An 18251-nucleotide genomic window follows, 5' to 3' on the forward strand; every position below is an offset into this window, starting at 1 on the left:
TTAAAAATTCTGGATTTAATAAAGTTATGTTATGGGTATTTAAAGAAAATAGTAGAGCACGTAAGTTTTATGAAAATAATGGCTTTACTTTAACAGATAAAACTCAAAAATTTGATAAGTATACTGAGGTTATGTATTGCAAAGAGTTATAAAAAATAATCTATTGTATTAATACAATAGATTATTTTTTATTTGTATATAAACTCTTAAATAAAATACCCGTAAATGATAATTAAAAATAAAAATATAATCTAACAAATTTATTACCATTTATTAATATTATATATAAAATATTTAGCTAAAATATAATTGTATTAACTTGGTATAAAAGAAAGAGGAAATTAAAAAATGAATATGGAACAGATTAAAAGCAAATTAAAAGTGGCATTACCTCCTGCTTTAGTATCAACTATTATACTATTTATTAATCTTTATTTTTTTGGATTAAACAATATAATAATAGCACCTTATATGACACTAACATTTATAAGGTTAAAGAGTAATGCAGCTATTGAAAAAAATATAATAAGGCCATTAGTTATTCATCTTATTATAGGATTTTTAGCTTCAATAGCAAGTGAAGCAGTTTATAGTGCATTTATAATTAATTTACTTGGTGTTGGGATTTTAGCTTACTTTTTAACAGATGAGTATGATCCAAGTAGTTATTTCCCTTATTTAATGGCATTTGTATTTCTTCAAATTTTTCCAACTCATTTTGATAAAATTCCAATGAGACTTTTATCAATAACTATAGCTTATGTAGTAGTTATTATAGCTTTGATGATATTTGCACCAAAGGGCGTATATACTAAAATTACAAAGCTAATTGAAAATGGATTTAATAATGTCAGCCAGCAATTAAAAGATGTATTAGATGGAAATAAGGAAAATATAAAAAATGCAACATTTGATTTATTTGAAACATGCAAAGAATTAAATAGATTTGTTTATTTAAGTGGTAAAAAAAGATATTACTTATTTATTATTGTATTTCAACATATGAATAATGTAATAGATGATATAGTAGCACAAAAGGATTTATTTGACGATAATGCTAACAAAGAATATATACTTAAACTTAGTAAGTTGTTTTCTGATTTTAGTAAATATCAAGGATCAGATATAGAAAAAGAAAAATATATAGAATTAATAAATGATTTTATTTCTAACAATTCATTAAAGTATGAAAATTTAAATCATTATATGGTATATATACTAAACCGACTTATATCTGCTGTAAAAGATACAACTAAGCCTAATTTGTTTGATTTTAAGAAGTATTTAAATTTCTCAAAATCTAAAGAGTATTTTGAAAAGTATAGTAAGTATAAATTTTCATTAAATCAATTTAAAATAAGGTTTGCAATAAGAATATCTTTTCTATTGGCAATATCATTTACAGCTATTAGAGCCTTTAATATTCCTAAGGGTTATTGGATTCCTATGACAATATTTTTATTAACTATGCCTTTTTATGAAGATAGTAAAAAGAGAGTTAGCTTAAGATTTAAGGGTACTGTAATTGGACTTATAGCATCATTTATATTGTTTTCAATTTTTACAACTCATTTTTCTCATATAATAATACTTATTATATGTACAATATTTATGTATGCATTTAATGATTATGGAACTAAAACAATATATTTAACTTGTTATGCATTAGCCATAACTACTATAAGCATGGGTGATGATGAAGCAATATTTTTAAGATTAGCTTATACTTGCATTTCAGCATTAATTGTTTTATTTGCAAATAATTTTATATTACCTAGTAAAAATCATATGGAACTTATAAGTATGGTAAATAGATTGATGGAATTAGATGAGATAATAGTAGATAAAATTAGAAGTATAATAGATTTAAATGTTAGTAGAAAAAAGGTTGAAGAGGATATTAAAGATATTATTTATTCTTCATACTTGATAAGTGGTAAATTACAATTACATTTTTCAAAGGTTGATAACATATACTTTAAAAGCTTATTAGCTAAAAATAATCAACTTACTTCATTATTAACTCATTGTTGTATTGTATTATTAAATCAAGATAAAAAAGATATAGATAAATTATATATTAATGAATGTTTAAGTAATATCGATCGTATATTAGATAGTATGAAAATAAATGCCTCTTCTCAAAAAACAATATTAAGATATAAATGTTGTATTAATGTAAATAACTTAAATCATAAAAATAATTATACTAATATGCTTTTATTAAGATCTTTAAAAAAATCAGATGAGGTTTTACAAGAATTTATTAATTTAAGAAATGATTTATAATGTATTTTCTAGTTAATAAAAGATGAATTTTAAAAAGATAGTTTTAACTAATTTTTTAATTTAATGTGTAGGTTATTATTTATGATATACTTTATTTATACTATAAAGAAAGAAGTTGAGAATTATGAATGATATAGTAAAATCATATTGGGGAATGAATTTAAAACCTTTAGTTATAGGAAAAGGAAGTGATACGTTAGCAGTAATATTGCCAGGTATAGGATATACTCTAGATAGGGTAACTTTAGAATATTCATCAAATTTAGCACTTCAATTAGGTTTTGATGTATTAAAAATAGAATATGGATTCCAAGTAGGAAGAGGAGAATTCCATCCTGATGTTGAGTTTAATATTATTGCTGAAGAATCATTTAAATTATTAAAAAGTACATTAAGAAACAAATATAGAAATATTGTTTTTATAGGAAAAAGTATTGGAACTTGCGTACAAAATGTTTTAAATAAAAATGTTAAGGGATACAATATCACAAATATTTATATAAGTCCTATAAATAAAACAGTACAAATGGGAATAGAAAAAAATTCATTAGTATTTACAGGTAGTAGTGATCCATTATTATCAAAAGAAAACTTAGAAAAAATTGAAGAAGTTAGTGGTACAAGATTAATAAATATAGATAATGCAAATCATGCTTTAAATGTTGAAGGTGATGTAATAAAAAGTCTAGAAATACAACTTAGTATAATAGAATTCATGAAAGAATATTTAAGTAGATAATATAAAAGACCATTTATAGCTATAATACTAATATAACTATAAATGGTTTTTTAATTTTAATTAGATATATAAATTTAACATATAAAAAGGAGCTATAAATATATGATTATAGATAAGTCATATTTTCAATCTGATGCATTAAGTTTAGCAAAAGATTTACTAGGAAAGATTCTAGTTAGAGAAATAGATGGGAAAATAATAAAGAGCAAGATTGTAGAAACAGAAGCGTACATAGGAAAAACTGATAAGGCATGTCATGCATATAATGGAAGAAGAACTAATAGAACTGAAGTTTTATATAGTGAAGGAGGAGTAGCTTATATATATCTTATATATGGAATGTATAATTGTTTAAATATAGTTACAGGTGAAAAAGAAGAAGCTGAGGCTGTTTTAATAAGAGCTGTAGAACCACTTAATGAATTTGAGTATATTTCAAATAAAAGATTTAATAAAAATTATGAAGAGTTAAATAATCAAAAAAAGATAAGTCTTACTAATGGGCCAGGGAAGTTATGCAAGGCATTATGTATAGATAGAAGCTTAAATTATTGTAGGCTTTATGAAAAAGGTGAGCTTTATATAACTTACGGAAATGATGAAAATTTTAATATAGTAACTACTAAAAGAATAGGTATAGATTATGCAGAAGAGGCAAAAGATTTTTTGTGGAGATTTTATATAGATAAAAATAAATATGTATCTAAAAAATAAAAAGAGGCAGCAAAAGAAAAACTGCCTCTTTTTATTTTAATAACATTTGTTTTAATTTATCTAGAGTTGATTTTGTTTTATCTAAGTTTAGAATATAATCTGCTAAATTTGCATTTAAAAAAGAAATACCTCTATCAGTTATTGAATAAACTTTTTTACTTCTTTTATTTGATAGATCTTCTCCACTCCATTTAGATACTACATATTCTCTCTCTTCAAGTTCATATAAACTTTCATATACAGTACTTGATGAAATAGGAAAAGGAATGGTAGTAGAATCAAACATATCTTTAAAATCAGTTAAAACTTTATTTCCAAATACAACTTCACCTTTTGATAATTCCTTAAGAATATATAGCATGTATAACATTTTAGTATTAACAACATTTCTTGGTGCTATAATACGATTTCTTTTATCCATCATAAATCCTCCTTAAATCTTTGTTAATTATATTATACTTTAGTTAAGTATACTCGTAAATAATTATAAATAAATAACACAATTATGTAGATTATGAATATTATATAGTAGCTAAAGATAAGGAGTTGGTGAAAATGTCAAGAAGATGTAGATGCAATAATTTTGGCTACAATAATTTTGGTTACAACAACTATGGTTATGGTGGATATAATGGCTATGGTTATGGCCGTGGATGTGGATGCGGTGGATTTGGTAACTATGGCTGTGGATTTGGAGGATTTCCATTAATATTTTTATTACTTTTAAGCAGAGGTTGCTATTTCTAGAATATAAAAATTAATTTATAAATGAAATTAGATAGCGCATTTTAGTGTTGTATCTAAAAAGTATTTTACTTGTTTACACTGACTAATTATTGTAAAAGAATAATTAAAATAAACCTTCATATATTAGTTTAAAACTATTGTATGGAGGTTTTTTATATCTTATAATCATAAAGGAAACATAATGTTTTGGAGGAATACATTAATGGAAGAAAGATTACAAAAATATATGGCAAGATGCGGTATAGCATCTAGAAGAAAATGCGAAACATTAATTACTGAAGGAAAAGTTAAAGTAAATAATTCATATGTAACTGAATTAGGAGTTAAGGTAACTCCTGGTATAGATATAGTAGAATATAATGGTAAGGTAATTTTACCTGAAGAAAACAAAGTTTATTTAATGTTAAATAAACCAGAAGGATACATAACATCTCTTAGTGATGAAAAGGGAAGAAAAACTATTTTAGATTTAGTAAATGTTAATGAAAGAGTTTTCCCTATAGGAAGACTTGACTATGATAGTTCAGGATTACTCCTTATGACAAATGATGGAGATATTTATAATAAGATAATTCATCCAAGAGTTAAGATACAGAAAAAATATATTGCAGTTGTAAAGGGACGATTTACTGAAAATGAAATGAATTCATTTAGAAATGGGGTAGATATAGGAGGATATGTTACTGCAAATTCTGAAATTAAAGAAATTTCCTTCTCTTCTGATAGTAATACTTCTGTAGTAGAGATAAGTATACATGAAGGTAAGAATAGACAAATAAGAAAAATGTGTTCAGCCTTTAACCATGATGTTCTAAGTTTAAAGAGAATTTCTGTTGGAGATATTAAGCTTGGATATCTAAAAAAAGGTGAGTATAGAGAATTAACAAAAACTGAGCTTGATTATATTAATTCTTTATAATAAAAATTATAGGGGGATTTTAAATGTTTAATTATGTAAGTGATATTAGTGAATTATCACATAATATAATAAGTAGTTATTTAAAAAATAAAAATGTTGCAATAGATGCTACTTTAGGTAATGGACATGATACAGATTTTTTATCTTTAAATTTTAATAAAGTGTATGCTTTTGATATTCAAGAAGAGGCATGTTTAAAATATAAAGAAAAAAATAAGGAAAATGTTGAGGTTATATGTGATTCACACCATAAATTCAACGATTATATAAAAGAAAATGTTGATTGCATTATGTATAATCTTGGTTTTTTACCTGGTGCATCAAAAGAAATAACAACAAAATATAATACATCATTAGAAAGTATAAAATTAGGACTAGATCTTTTAAATCCTGGAGGTATTATGACAATATGTATATATAGTGGTCATGATGAAGGAAAAAGAGAAAAAACTTGCATTTTAGACTTTTTAAAACAAATATCGAAAAAGCAATATGGTGTTATGATTCATGAATTTTTAAATAGAAGCGAAACTGCTCCAATGCTTGCAGTTATTGAAAAAGTTAGCTAAATTACAATTATAAAAAAGTATAAAAATATTATAGAAATTAGCTTTATAATATATTTTATATAATATTGAATATGAAATTTTAATTGAAAACCCAATCATTTAATGATAAAATTATTATTACAAAAGATTATAAAGTAGGTAGATAATTATGGATAAAGATTTTAACGATAATAAAGATTTAATGAGATTAATTCAAGTTAAATTCCAAAGATTAAGTAAAGGCCAGAAATTAATAGCAGAATATATATTAAATAATTATGATAAAGCTGCATTTATGACTGCTGCAAAGCTTGGAACAGCTGTAGGAGTATCAGAGTCTACTGTTGTAAGATTTGCTAATGAACTTGGTTTTACTGGATATCCTAAGCTTCAAAAAGCATTACAAGAATTAATAAAAAATAAGCTTACAACTGTACAAAGATTAGAACTTTCAAATGAATATATATCTGATAGTGATGCATTAAAGGGAGTTTTAAAGGCTGACATTGAAAATATAAGAGCTACATTAGAAAAAATTAATTCTAATGTATTTGAAGAGGTTGTAAATGAAATATTTAAAGCTAAAAATATTTATATACTAGGTTTAAGAAGTTCAACAGTTATATCAGAATTTTTAGGCTTTTATTTAAATATAATTCTTCAAAATGTTAAAACTGTAAACTACGGTATTTCAGATATATTTGAACAAATAATAAATATTAAAGAAGGGGATTTAGTAATCGGTATAGGATTCCCAAGATACGCTTCAAAAACAATAGATGCTCTAGATTTTTCAAAATCAAGAGGCGCTAAGGTTGTTGCAATAACTGATAGTTTAATATCTCCTTTAGCATCTAAGGCAGATTTAACATTAATTGCTCAAAGTAATATGGCATCATTTGTTGATTCTTTAGTTGCACCGTTATCATTAGTTAATGCCTTAATTATAGCAGTTGGAATGAGAGAAAAAGAAACAATAGCAACTACATTTGGTTCTCTAGAAGCTATTTGGAAAGATTATAATATATATCAAATAAATAATAAAACTATTGGTGAAAATGACAATTAGAAAAATTTATATATTATAAAAAGATTTTATGAGTACCATAAAATCTTTTTATTTTAGTTAACATTTTTTTTATGCTGTAGTACAATTATTTTAACAATTAATTAAGGAGCTGATTAAATGAGTAAAGTAGTAGTTATAGGAGCTGGTCCAGCAGGAATGATGGCAGCAATAACTGCAAGCAAGAATAATAATGAAGTAATCCTCTTAGATGGAAACGATAGATTAGGTAAGAAGTTATTTATAACAGGTAAAGGAAGATGCAATGTAACAAATAATAAAGATATATCAGAATTTTTTGACTTCATTCCAGGAAATCCATACTTTTTATATAGTTCTTTATATACTTTTACTAATGAAGATACTATAAGCTTTTTTGAAGATCAAGGCATTAAATTAAAGGTTGAAAGAGGCGGAAGAGTATTTCCAGAGTCAGATAAATCTTCAGATATTATTAAAGGATTATCAAAAGCTATAGAAAAGTGCAATATAAAGGTAATGCTTAATAGTAAAGTAACTAATATAATAAAAAATGGTAATAAAATAACTGGTGTTGAAATAAATAATAGTAATATAATTAAGGGAGACCATTTTATACTATGTACAGGTGGTGCTTCATATCCATTAACAGGTTCTAGGGGAGAAGGTCAAAAATTTGCAAAATCTTTAGGTCATACTATAAAAGAATTAAAACCATCACTTGTTCCTATAGAAATAAAAGATTCTATAGTTAAAGATTTAATGGGGTTATCTCTTAGAAATATTGAACTAACTATATATGAAGAAAATAAAAAGGTATTTAAAAATTTAGGTGAAATGATCTTTACTCATTTTGGTATATCAGGACCTTTAGTTTTAAGTGGTAGTAGATTTATAAAAAATGATAAAAACTATGAGATAGTAATTGATTTAAAACCAGCATTAGATATAAAAGATTTAGATTTAAGAATCCAAAAAGATTTCAAAAAATACATAAATAAAGATTTTAAAAACTCATTAGATGATTTATTACCTAAAAAACTTATACCTGTAATTATAAGATTATCAAAAATTGATGAGAATAAAAAGGTTAATGAAATAACTAAAGAAGAGAGAAAAAATTTAGTTCATATAATAAAGAATTTTAAACTAAAGGTAAAAGGCTTAAGACCAATAGAAGAAGCTATTGTTACAGCAGGTGGAGTAGATACAAAGGAAATAGATCCTTCAACAATGAAAAGTAAAATTATAGATAATTTATCTTTTGCAGGAGAAGTAATAGATGTTGATGCATTTACCGGTGGATATAATGTACAAATAGCATTTTCTACTGGATATATAGCTGGAAGTAATATCTAAAATGCTTGTTATAAAAAGAATAAAATTATATAATTATACTTATAGTCGTTAACTTAGAAAGGTGGAAGAAAATTTGAAAATATCAGTTGCAATAGATGGACCAGCAGGAGCAGGAAAAAGTACAATAGCTAAGCTTGTAGCAAAGGAATTTGATTTAATGTATATAAATACTGGAGCTATGTATAGAGCTGTTACTTTAAAAGCACTAGAAAATAACTTAAAACCAGAAAATATTTCAGAAATATGTGACTTAATATTAAATATGGAGATGCATTTTGAAAATGATGATTTAATTTTAGATGGCGAAAATATTCAAGATAAAATAACTATGCCAGAAATTAGTGGGGTTGTCTCTTCATATGCTTCAATTCCAGAAGTTAGAAAGATGCTTGTAAAATTACAAAGAGATATGTCTAATAAATATAATGTTATAATGGATGGTAGAGATATAGGAACAGTAGTTTTAAAGGATTCAAAATTTAAAATCTTTTTAACTGCTACACCAGAAGAAAGAGCAGAGAGAAGATATTCTGAATTAATAAAAAGAGATATAGAATGCTCTTATGATGAAATATTAAAAGATATAATAAGAAGAGACCATGAAGATAGTACAAGAGCTATAGATCCACTTAAAAAAGCTGATGATGCTGTAGAAATTGACACAACTGGTTTAAATATAGAGCAAGTTACAAATAAGATTAATGAATTTATAAGATCTAAACTTAATTAAAACTTTTAGGAGTACAATCATGAGAGAAGTAATATTAGCTGAAAATGCTGGTTTTTGTTTTGGTGTACAAAGGGCAGTAGAAAAATCTATTGATGTAAGAAAACAGTATGGTAAAAAGGTTTATACTTTAGGACCACTTATACATAATAGTGATGTTGTAAGATATTTAGAAGAAAATGATATTTATTCAATAGATGATGCTGATTTAAATAAATTAGTAGAAGGCGATGTCATTATTATAAGATCACATGGCGTTCCAAAGGATGTTATAGAAAAACTTAAAGCTAAAGGACTTGAAGTCATAAATGCTACTTGTCCATTTGTTACTAAGATACAAAAGACAGCAGAAGAATATTCAAAAGATGGATATAACATAGTTATATTAGGAGATAAAAATCATCCAGAGGTTATTGGTATAAATGGGTGGTGTGATAATAAAGCAATAATTACACCAAATGGAGAATTTGATACAAAAGTTTCTGGTAAAGTATGCGCAGTCTCACAAACTACAGAAAAAGAAGCAAATTGGCAAAACACTATTAAAAACTTAGAAAATGAAAATGATTTAGATGATTTTGTATCATTTAATACAATTTGCTCAGCTACAGAAGTTAGACAAAAAAGCGCAAATGAACTATCAAAAGAAGTAGATGCTATGATTGTTATAGGTGGCAAGCATAGTTCTAATACAACAAAGCTTTATCAAATATCTAAAGCAAATTGTGAGAATACTATTCATATTGAAAATTCACTTGAACTTCCAAGAGAATTTATAGATAATAAAGATTTTAAGAAAGTAGGTATTACAGCTGGTGCTTCGACACCAAACTGGATAATTAGGGAGGTTATTAATATTATGCAAGGTGAAAATACTTTAAACAATGAACAAGCGCAATTAATGAATGAAATGGATAAGAGATTCCATATTGGTGATGAAATAGAAGGCGAAATCTTATCTAAAGATAATGATGGAGTTATAGTATCACTTGTTGGATACAAAAAAGATGGTAAAATTCCATTTAAAGAATTAACTGCAAAGGTTGATCCAATGGAATATGCTAAAACTCTTAATAATGGAGATACAATAAAAGCTAAAGTTATTAGTCTAAATCAAGATAATGACTATGTTATTTTATCAAGACTTGAATATGAAAAAGACGAAATAATCTCTTCACTTGAAAAATTATATGAAAGTGGAGAAACTTTTGAATTAAAGATATCAGAAATAAAAGAAAAAGGCTTAGTAGGATATTATGGTGGAGTAAGAATATTTGTTCCTTCATCACAAATAGATATGAAATTTGTTAATAATAAAGATCAATATAAAGGTAAGACTTTAGTTGTTAAATTAATAGATTTTAATAAAGAAAATCCTTCAAGAGTTATAGCATCAAGCAGAAGAGTTCAAGAAGAAGCAAAAGAACTTAATGAACAAAGAGTTTTAGGTTCATTAAAGGTTGGGGATGTAGTAAAAGCTGAAGTTAAGAGATTTACTAAATTTGGAGCTTTTGCAGAAGTTGATGGAGTAGATGGATTAATCCACTTATCACAAATCTCATGGAACCATGTAAAAAGAGCTGAAGACTACTTAAAAGCTGGAGACATAATTGATGTTAAAGTTATTGAACTAGATAAAGATAATAAAAAATTATCACTTAGCATAAAAGAACTTACTCCACAGCCTTGGAAAAATGCTTCTGAAAAATATCCAGAAGGATCAATAGTATTAGGTAAGGTTGTAAGAATAAATGATTTTGGTGCATTTGTAGAATTAGAACCAGGTTTAGATGGTCTTGTTCATATATCAAAAATAAGCCATGATAGAATCAATAACCCTGCGGATGTTTTAAGTATAGGTCAAGAAATAAAGGCTAAAATCTTATCTGTAGATGAAGAAAATAAAAAATTAAGCTTAAGTATGAAAGATGTTTAGAAAATAACCCCTAATGATTTAGGGGTTATTTTAAAATAGAGATTTATAAAGTTATAAGGTAGGTATTAATAATGGTGCATTATGAGAAATTGAGTAATAAAAATTTCTCAAGTCTTGAAAGCTTAGTAAATGAATTTTTCCTAATAAACAAATATAGATTAAATATAATTTCTATTTATAATGGATTAAATTTTTTTAAAAAGCTACTTTACAAAAATAAAATAATAATGATATTAGTTGATAGTAAATATGTTGGCTATGTATATTTTGAAAGGTTTTCTATAGACACTATATTTATTAATGATTTATATATAAAAGATGAGTTTTTAGAAATAGTTAATTTAAATAGTATTAAAATATTTAAAGATAAAGTGTTATTTTATCAAACCTTTGAAGATGACTTAACTAAAAAAATACTTATAAATAATAAATTTACTAAAAGTGAAACAACTATGCTATTAAAGTATGATTTAAACACTAAAATAAAGATAAAACACGATAAAAATATTTCTTTTAGGCAATTTAGAATTGATAAAGATGAAAAATTACGTTGTGAAATTCAAAATGATATTTTTAATTATAATGGAAGAGAGCCTATTAATATTAGAGATATCATGTATGAAGAAAAACAAGATTACTATAGAAGTGATAGATGCGTTTTTATCTTGTTAGATAATAAAGAAATAGGTTATGCTCAAATTATATATAATAAGGGTATGTATATGTTAGTTAACTTTGGGATACTAGAAGAATATAGAGGTTTAGGTTATGGTGAAATCTTATTAGAGTATATGATAAATCTTGCTTATGATATTAAATTATCTCAATTATATATAAGAGTTAATGATTCAAATTATAAGGCTTTAAACCTTTATAAAAAAATCGGATTTAAATTTTTAGGCTATTATAATACTTTTATAAAATCATAATAGACTATGCAAAGTATTTTATAATATTTAATTTCTTCATTTTATATGCTATAATACATTAAGTAATTTTAAAATATAAATATAGTCAAAATTGGAGGAAATATAATGGAATTTGATATAAAAGAATATGAAAATACTAATAATGAAGATAAACATTTCTTTATTAGTACATATGGATGTCAGATGAATGAAGAGGATTCTGAAAAACTTTCTGGAATGTTAAAAAGAATAGGATATACAAAAACAGAAAATATTGAAGATGCTTCAATTATACTTTTTAATACATGTTGCGTTAGAGAAAATGCAGAAAACAAAGTTTTTGGTAACTTAGGTATGCTAAAAAAATATAAAAAGAAAAACCCTGATTTAATAATAGGTATATGTGGATGCATGATGCAACAAAAAGGTATGGCTGACAAAGTATTAAAAACATTTCCTTATGTAGATATTATTTTTGGTACTCATAATGCATATAAATTCCCTGAATACTTAAATAGAGTAAAATCAGAAGGTGTTCAAGTTAAAGAAATATTAAATAAAGAAACTGATATAGTAGAAGGAATTCCTATAGATAGAGAAAATAGCACAAAAGCTTTTGTTACAATAATGTATGGATGTAACAATTTCTGTACTTACTGTATAGTTCCTTATGTAAGAGGAAGAGAAAGAAGCAGAAAGCCTGAAGAAATAATAAAGGAAATAAAAGAATTAGTTTCTAAGGGATATAAAGAAGTAACTCTTTTAGGTCAAAATGTTAATTCATATGGAAAAGGCTTAGAAGAAGACATAGACTTTGCTAAATTACTTAGATTAATAAATGAAATTGAAGGATTAGAAAGAGTTAGATTTATGACTTCTCATCCAAAAGACTTAAATGAAGATGTAATATTAGCTATAAAAGAATGTGATAAGCTTTGCGAGCAAATCCATCTTCCAGTTCAAAGTGGATCAGATAGAATCTTAAAAGAAATGAATAGACACTATGATAGAGAAAGATACATGTATCTAATAAATAAAATCAAAAAGGAAATACCTGATGTAACTATAACAACTGATATAATAGTTGGATTCCCAGGTGAAACTGAAGAAGATTTTAATGATACTTTATCTTTAGTTAAAGAAGTAGGTTATGATTCAGCTTATACATTTATATATTCAAGAAGAAATCATACTCCAGCAGATAAGATGGAAAACCAAGTTCCTGATGATGTAAAACACGAAAGATTTAACAGACTAGTCCAAGCAGTTAACGAAAATGTAATAAGAAATAATAAAGCATACGAAGGAAAAGTTGTAGAAATATTAGTTGAAGGACCAAGTAAAAACGACGAAACAAAATTAATGGGAAGAACTAGAAATGGTAGACTAGTTAATTTTGAAGGGGATAAGTCTTTAATAGGTGAGTTAATTGATGTTAAAATAGTTAGAGCTCAACCTTATTCATTAATAGGTGAATTAATATAATTTAAAATAAAAAGGATAGCTTAAATTTTGCTATCCTTTTTATTTTATAGAATATTATATTACTTTTTATTCTACATTCATTATAGTATAATATTTTATATGCTTTCTATGAAAGATTAGCATAATTTAATTAACATATGAGAGGATGATTTACATTGGCATTAACGCCCATGATGAAGCAATACTTCGAGATAAAAGAAAAGTATAAAGATTGTATAATTTTCTTTAGGTTGGGAGATTTTTACGAAATGTTCTTTGACGATGCAAAAATTGCGTCAAGAGAACTTGAATTAGTATTAACAGGCAGAGATTGTGGATTAGAAGAGAGAGCACCTATGTGCGGTATTCCATATCATGCCTCTTTAGGATATATATCAAGATTAATTGCAAAGGGACATAAAGTTGCTATTTGCGAACAAGTTGAGGAGCCAGGTGCTTCTAAAGGTATAGTAAAAAGAGATGTAATTAAGGTTATAACTCCAGGTACATACGTAGATAATAGTAATAATGAAAATAATTCTAATACTTATCTTTTAGCTATATATGAAGAAAACAATACTTTTGGAATTGCACTTACTGATATAAGTACTGGAGAATTTAAAACAACATCATTTACTAGTATTAAAAGCACTTTATTTGATGAAATAACTAAGATTAATCCAAAAGAAATAATAATAGATAAAAATGTAACTGATAAGTTTATAAATGAAATATCAAACTATACACAAGCATTACTTACAAAGAAAGATTTATCAACATTTAGAATTACTGATGATGAATTAAAAGCACAATTTTCTGAAGCAGAAGTTTCAAATCTAGATTCTATAAGCAAGATAGCATGTAAGATATTGCTTAAATACGTTTATGAAACTCAAAAGATGAGCCTTGCAAATATAAATTTCCTTGAAAAGTATGACATAATAAACTATATGACTATTGACGGTAATTCAAGAAGAAATTTAGAACTTACAGAAAGTATAAGAGAAAAAACTAAGAAAGGTTCTCTTCTTTGGGTAATGGATAAGACATGTACTTCAATGGGAGCAAGAGTATTAAGAAAATGGATAGATGAACCTCTTATATCTAAAGTAGAAATAGAGAAGAGATTAGATGCAGTAGAAGAACTTTATAATTCTATGCAATTAAATGAAGATATAAGAATTGCTCTTAAAGATATTTATGATATAGAAAGAATCGTAGGTAAGATAGCAAATGGAAATGTTAATGGTAAAGATTTAGTTTCACTTAGAACATCACTTGATAAATTACCATATATAAAGGAAACATTAAGTACTTGCTCATCTAATTTACTTAATGAATATTATGAAGAATTAGATGTTTTAAAGGACTTAAAAGATTTATTGTTTAGAGCAATTTTAGATGATCCTTCAATAGCCATTAAAGAAGGAAATATTATTAAAGATGGCTATTCAACAGAAGTTGATGAATTAAGAAAAGCAAAACTACACGGAAAAGAATGGATTGCTTCTTTAGAAAATTCTGAAAGAGAAGCTACTGGAATTAAGTCTTTAAAGGTTGGATATAATAAAGTCTTTGGATATTATATTGAAGTTAGAAAGACAAATTATGCATTAGTGCCAGAGGGAAGATATATAAGAAAACAAACTCTTGCAAATGCTGAAAGATATATAACTCAAGAGCTAAAAGAAATGGAAGAGAAAATATTAGGTGCAGAGGAAAAATTAATTAACCTTGAATATAATCTATTCTTAGATATAAAAAATACTGTATTTAATGAAATATCAAAATTAAAAAAGAGTGCTAGAATCATAGGAAATTTAGATTCAATATCAACTTTAGCTGTAATTGCACTTGAAAATGATTATGTAAGACCTAATATAAATGAAGAAGGAATAATAAAGATATCTGAAGGTAGACACCCTGTTGTAGAAAAAGTTATCGGTATAGGAGAGTTTGTTTCAAATGATACAATTTTAAATAATAATGAAGATAGATTATTATTAATAACTGGTCCTAATATGGCTGGTAAATCAACTTATATGAGACAAGTAGCACTTATAACTTTAATGGCACAAATGGGTTCATTTATTCCTGCAAAACATGCCGATATATCAATATGTGATAAAATATTTACAAGAATAGGTGCGTCTGATGACTTAGCAGGTGGAAAATCTACATTTATGGTTGAAATGTGGGAAGTATCAAACATTTTAAATAATGCAACTCATAAAAGTTTAGTTTTATTAGATGAGGTTGGAAGAGGAACTTCAACATATGATGGACTTAGTATTGCTTGGTCTGTTATAGAATATATTTCAAAAAATAATAATCTAAAATGTAATACATTATTTGCAACACATTATCACGAGCTTACAAAATTAGAAGGAAAGATACCTGGAGTTAAAAATTATTCTGTTGCAGTAAAAGAAATAGAAGATAATATAGTCTTTTTAAGAAAGATAGTTGAAGGTGGAGCAGATCAATCATATGGTATTGAAGTTGCAAAACTTGCAGGGCTTCCAAAAGAAGTTATAGATAGAGCAAAAGAAATTTTAAATGAATTAGAACAAAATAATAACGAAGATAGTACCTATAAGGTGTTAGAAGAAGAGGATAAAGAAGTTATAAAGGAAGTTGCAATTGAAACTATAGAAACATTTAGTGATGAAATAGTTAAAGAACCTAAAAAAGATGAATCTAATAATATGCAACTTGATTTTTCTTTTGTAGAAAAAGAAAATCTTATAAATGAGCTTTCAGAAATAGAAGTTTTAGAATTAAATCCTCTTGAAGCTATGAATAAACTCTATAAATTAGTTAGTGAAGCTAGGAAATTAAATAGGGGTTGATAAACTTTGAAAAGGATAAATTTACTAGATAGTAATACTGCAAATAAGATAGCAGCAGGAGAGGTTGTTGAAAGACCCTCTTCTGTTGTAAAAGAACTAGTAGAAAATAGTATAGATGCAGGAGCTAAAAATATAACTATCGAAATTACTGAAGGTGGATGCAGTTTAATTAAGATAATAGATGATGGTATAGGGATACATCCAGATGATATAAAGAAGGCTTTTTTACCTCATGCAACAAGTAAAATAAAAGATGCTCAAGATATATTTTCTATAAATACATTAGGTTTTAGAGGAGAAGCTTTAGCTTCTATAGCATCTGTATCTAAAGTGAATTTAAAAACTAAAATTGAAGATAATGAATTTGGCAGAGAAATATATATAGAAGGCGGAGAAATATTAAAAGAAAATGATTGTGGAACTAATACAGGGACTATAATTGAAGTTAGAGATTTATTTTATAATGTTCCAGCAAGAAAAAAGTTTTTAAAGTCATTTACAAGAGAAGGTTCAATAATTACAGATATAATAAATAGAATTTCTATCTCTCATCCTGATATAAGTTTTAAGTTATTTAATAACGGCAAAAAAATTATAAATACTTTTGGAAATGGAAATATCAAAGATGTTTTAAGAACTATTTATGGAAAAAAGATAAGTGATAATTTAATAAGCTTTGAAGATGATAAAGATTTTGTATCAGCTTATGGATTTATAGGTAAAGAAGAGATTGCTAGAGGTTCTAGAAATAATCAAAGCATTTTTGTAAACGGAAGATATATAAAAAATAAAACACTTGTAGCAGCAGTTGAAAATGCATTTAAATCTTTTAGTACAGTAAATAAATTTCCTTTCTTTGTTTTATTTATTAATATATATCCAGAATATGTCGATGTTAATATACATCCAACTAAATCAGAGATTAAATTTAAGGATGAAAGATTTATATTTAAAGTTGTGTTTGATGCAGTACATAATGTATTAAAACAAGATATATTTGATGAATTTAAACTTCCTGAAGAAATGATAGAACCTTCTGAAAAACTAGAAAATATTCAGATGAACATAGATTTAGATGATAGTGTTAAGTTTAATTCCTTTGAAAAAAATGAGAAGATAAGTGATGTTCCTAAAAATTATATAGAAGCAATAGATAGAGAAAAAAATAAATTTAATGAATTAAAAGAAAAGATAACAAACAAAGATATTCTTATAAATAAAGAAAATCAAGGGAATAAAGATTTTAAATATAATTCTGTAAATTATAATAAAAGCGATACTTCTAATGTTAATGAAAATATTAGTGATACTTCATTTGAAGTTTTATATGAAAAGTCAGATGATATAGATACAAAAAAAGATGTAAAATATGCAGAAGAGATTAAAACTGTAGAAAAAGAAAAGATTGCAAAATTTCCACCATTAAAAATAATAGGTCAATTTAATAAAACGTATATAATAGGCGAATTTAATGAAACATTATATTTAATTGATCAACATGCAGCTCATGAAAAGATTTTATTTGAAAAGTATATGGATTCAATAAAAAATTCATCAATCATAGTTCAACCTCTTCTTGTGCCAAATATAATAGAGCTAACAGTAGATGAACTATCTTTTTATGAAGAAAATAGTGAAGTTTTTAAAGAAGCTGGATTTAAAATAGATTATTTTGGTGGAAACACTTTAGCTTTAAAAGAAGTTCCTTATTTTTTAGGGAAATTAGATTCTAAAGCTTTATTTTTAAGCATAATAGATGATTTAAGAAATTTAGGAACTGGAAAGACAGTTGATGTAAAATATAATAAAATTGCAACTATAGCTTGCAAAGCTGCAATAAAGGCAAATGACTCTTTAAATGAAAGAGAAATGATTAAATTAATTGAAGATTTAAGATTCATTGAAGATCCATTCCATTGTCCACATGGAAGACCAACTATAATAAAATTTACAAGCTATGAATTAGAAAAGAAATTTAGAAGAATAGTTTAAATAAAAGGATGA

15 protein-coding genes are annotated in these 18251 nt (G+C 25.5%); 14 read left to right on the forward strand and 1 reads right to left on the reverse strand.

The window, feature by feature from the left end; all coding sequences use genetic code 11:
* Positions 1-348: 348 nt before the first annotated feature.
* The 3 genes from SPJ33_RS03895 to SPJ33_RS03905 all read left to right on the forward strand — a co-directional run bounded on the left by SPJ33_RS03895 (position 349) and on the right by SPJ33_RS03905 (position 3742).
* Positions 349-2289, forward strand: a complete 1941-nt coding sequence (locus SPJ33_RS03895) for an FUSC family protein (protein ID WP_321116667.1) — start codon at positions 349-351, stop codon at positions 2287-2289.
* Between the two features lie 124 nt (positions 2290-2413).
* Positions 2414-3028 (forward strand): alpha/beta hydrolase, encoded by a 615-nt coding sequence (locus tag SPJ33_RS03900; RefSeq protein ID WP_321116668.1) that lies wholly within the window; start codon positions 2414-2416, stop codon positions 3026-3028.
* A 102-nt stretch (positions 3029-3130) separates the two neighbouring features.
* Positions 3131-3742, forward strand: a complete 612-nt coding sequence (locus SPJ33_RS03905) for a DNA-3-methyladenine glycosylase (protein WP_321116669.1) — start codon at positions 3131-3133, stop codon at positions 3740-3742.
* A 31-nt stretch (positions 3743-3773) separates the two neighbouring features.
* On the opposite strand, the gene SPJ33_RS03910 is transcribed toward SPJ33_RS03905, so the two are convergent.
* On the reverse strand, positions 3774-4163 hold the full coding sequence (locus SPJ33_RS03910) for a PadR family transcriptional regulator (protein ID WP_321116670.1): 390 nt from the start codon (positions 4161-4163) through the stop codon (positions 3774-3776).
* 134 nt (positions 4164-4297) lie between these two features.
* Between SPJ33_RS03910 and SPJ33_RS03915 the strand changes: the two genes are divergently transcribed.
* The 11 genes from SPJ33_RS03915 to mutL all read left to right on the forward strand — a co-directional run bounded on the left by SPJ33_RS03915 (position 4298) and on the right by mutL (position 18239).
* Positions 4298-4489: a hypothetical protein gene (locus SPJ33_RS03915; protein WP_321116671.1), complete on the forward strand. Its 192-nt coding sequence runs from the start codon at positions 4298-4300 to the stop codon at positions 4487-4489.
* A gap of 202 nt (positions 4490-4691) precedes the next feature.
* A complete protein-coding gene (locus tag SPJ33_RS03920; protein ID WP_321116672.1) occupies positions 4692-5408 on the forward strand; it encodes a pseudouridine synthase in 717 nt (238 codons plus the stop codon).
* A gap of 23 nt (positions 5409-5431) precedes the next feature.
* Positions 5432-5977, forward strand: a complete 546-nt coding sequence (locus tag SPJ33_RS03925; protein WP_321116673.1) for a class I SAM-dependent methyltransferase — start codon at positions 5432-5434, stop codon at positions 5975-5977.
* A 148-nt stretch (positions 5978-6125) separates the two neighbouring features.
* Positions 6126-7025 carry a MurR/RpiR family transcriptional regulator gene (locus SPJ33_RS03930; RefSeq protein WP_321116674.1) on the forward strand — a complete coding sequence of 300 codons (900 nt, stop codon included), beginning with the start codon at positions 6126-6128 and terminating at the stop codon, positions 7023-7025.
* 117 nt (positions 7026-7142) lie between these two features.
* Complete coding sequence (locus tag SPJ33_RS03935) at positions 7143-8360, forward strand: NAD(P)/FAD-dependent oxidoreductase (protein WP_321116675.1); 1218 nt, start codon at positions 7143-7145, stop codon at positions 8358-8360.
* A 73-nt stretch (positions 8361-8433) separates the two neighbouring features.
* Positions 8434-9090, forward strand: a complete 657-nt coding sequence (cmk, locus tag SPJ33_RS03940) for a (d)CMP kinase (RefSeq protein WP_321116676.1) — start codon at positions 8434-8436, stop codon at positions 9088-9090.
* 19 nt (positions 9091-9109) lie between these two features.
* A complete protein-coding gene (locus SPJ33_RS03945) occupies positions 9110-11023 on the forward strand; it encodes a bifunctional 4-hydroxy-3-methylbut-2-enyl diphosphate reductase/30S ribosomal protein S1 (protein WP_321116677.1) in 1914 nt (637 codons plus the stop codon).
* A gap of 89 nt (positions 11024-11112) precedes the next feature.
* Positions 11113-11952, forward strand: a complete 840-nt coding sequence (locus SPJ33_RS03950) for a GNAT family N-acetyltransferase (protein ID WP_321116678.1) — start codon at positions 11113-11115, stop codon at positions 11950-11952.
* Between the two features lie 105 nt (positions 11953-12057).
* On the forward strand, positions 12058-13416 hold the full coding sequence (miaB, locus tag SPJ33_RS03955; RefSeq protein WP_321116679.1) for a tRNA (N6-isopentenyl adenosine(37)-C2)-methylthiotransferase MiaB: 1359 nt from the start codon (positions 12058-12060) through the stop codon (positions 13414-13416).
* Between the two features lie 155 nt (positions 13417-13571).
* Positions 13572-16247 carry a DNA mismatch repair protein MutS gene (gene mutS / locus SPJ33_RS03960; RefSeq protein ID WP_321116680.1) on the forward strand — a complete coding sequence of 892 codons (2676 nt, stop codon included), beginning with the start codon at positions 13572-13574 and terminating at the stop codon, positions 16245-16247.
* Between the two features lie 6 nt (positions 16248-16253).
* Complete coding sequence (mutL, locus tag SPJ33_RS03965; RefSeq protein WP_321116681.1) at positions 16254-18239, forward strand: DNA mismatch repair endonuclease MutL; 1986 nt, start codon at positions 16254-16256, stop codon at positions 18237-18239.
* The last annotated feature ends 12 nt before the right edge of the window (positions 18240-18251 follow it).

It is taken from the genome of Clostridium sp., from assembly GCF_034179595.1.
Taxonomy (GTDB): domain Bacteria; phylum Bacillota; class Clostridia; order Clostridiales; family Clostridiaceae; genus Clostridium.

Excerpts from the sequence above, each read along its gene's own strand:
- miaB (WP_321116679.1), top strand. The coding sequence starts at position 12,058 with ATGGAATTTGATATAAAAGAATATGAAAATACTAATAATGAAGATAAA.
- SPJ33_RS03930 (WP_321116674.1), top strand. The coding sequence starts at position 6,126 with ATGGATAAAGATTTTAACGATAATAAAGATTTAATGAGATTAATTCAA.
- SPJ33_RS03915 (WP_321116671.1), top strand. The coding sequence starts at position 4,298 with ATGTCAAGAAGATGTAGATGCAATAATTTTGGCTACAATAATTTTGGT.
- SPJ33_RS03935 (WP_321116675.1), top strand. The coding sequence starts at position 7,143 with ATGAGTAAAGTAGTAGTTATAGGAGCTGGTCCAGCAGGAATGATGGCA.
- SPJ33_RS03925 (WP_321116673.1), top strand. The coding sequence starts at position 5,432 with ATGTTTAATTATGTAAGTGATATTAGTGAATTATCACATAATATAATA.
- SPJ33_RS03945 (WP_321116677.1), top strand. The coding sequence starts at position 9,110 with ATGAGAGAAGTAATATTAGCTGAAAATGCTGGTTTTTGTTTTGGTGTA.
- SPJ33_RS03905 (WP_321116669.1), top strand. The coding sequence starts at position 3,131 with ATGATTATAGATAAGTCATATTTTCAATCTGATGCATTAAGTTTAGCA.
- SPJ33_RS03910 (WP_321116670.1), bottom strand. The coding sequence starts at position 4,163 with ATGGATAAAAGAAATCGTATTATAGCACCAAGAAATGTTGTTAATACT.
- SPJ33_RS03920 (WP_321116672.1), top strand. The coding sequence starts at position 4,692 with ATGGAAGAAAGATTACAAAAATATATGGCAAGATGCGGTATAGCATCT.
- SPJ33_RS03895 (WP_321116667.1), top strand. The coding sequence starts at position 349 with ATGAATATGGAACAGATTAAAAGCAAATTAAAAGTGGCATTACCTCCT.
- SPJ33_RS03900 (WP_321116668.1), top strand. The coding sequence starts at position 2,414 with ATGAATGATATAGTAAAATCATATTGGGGAATGAATTTAAAACCTTTA.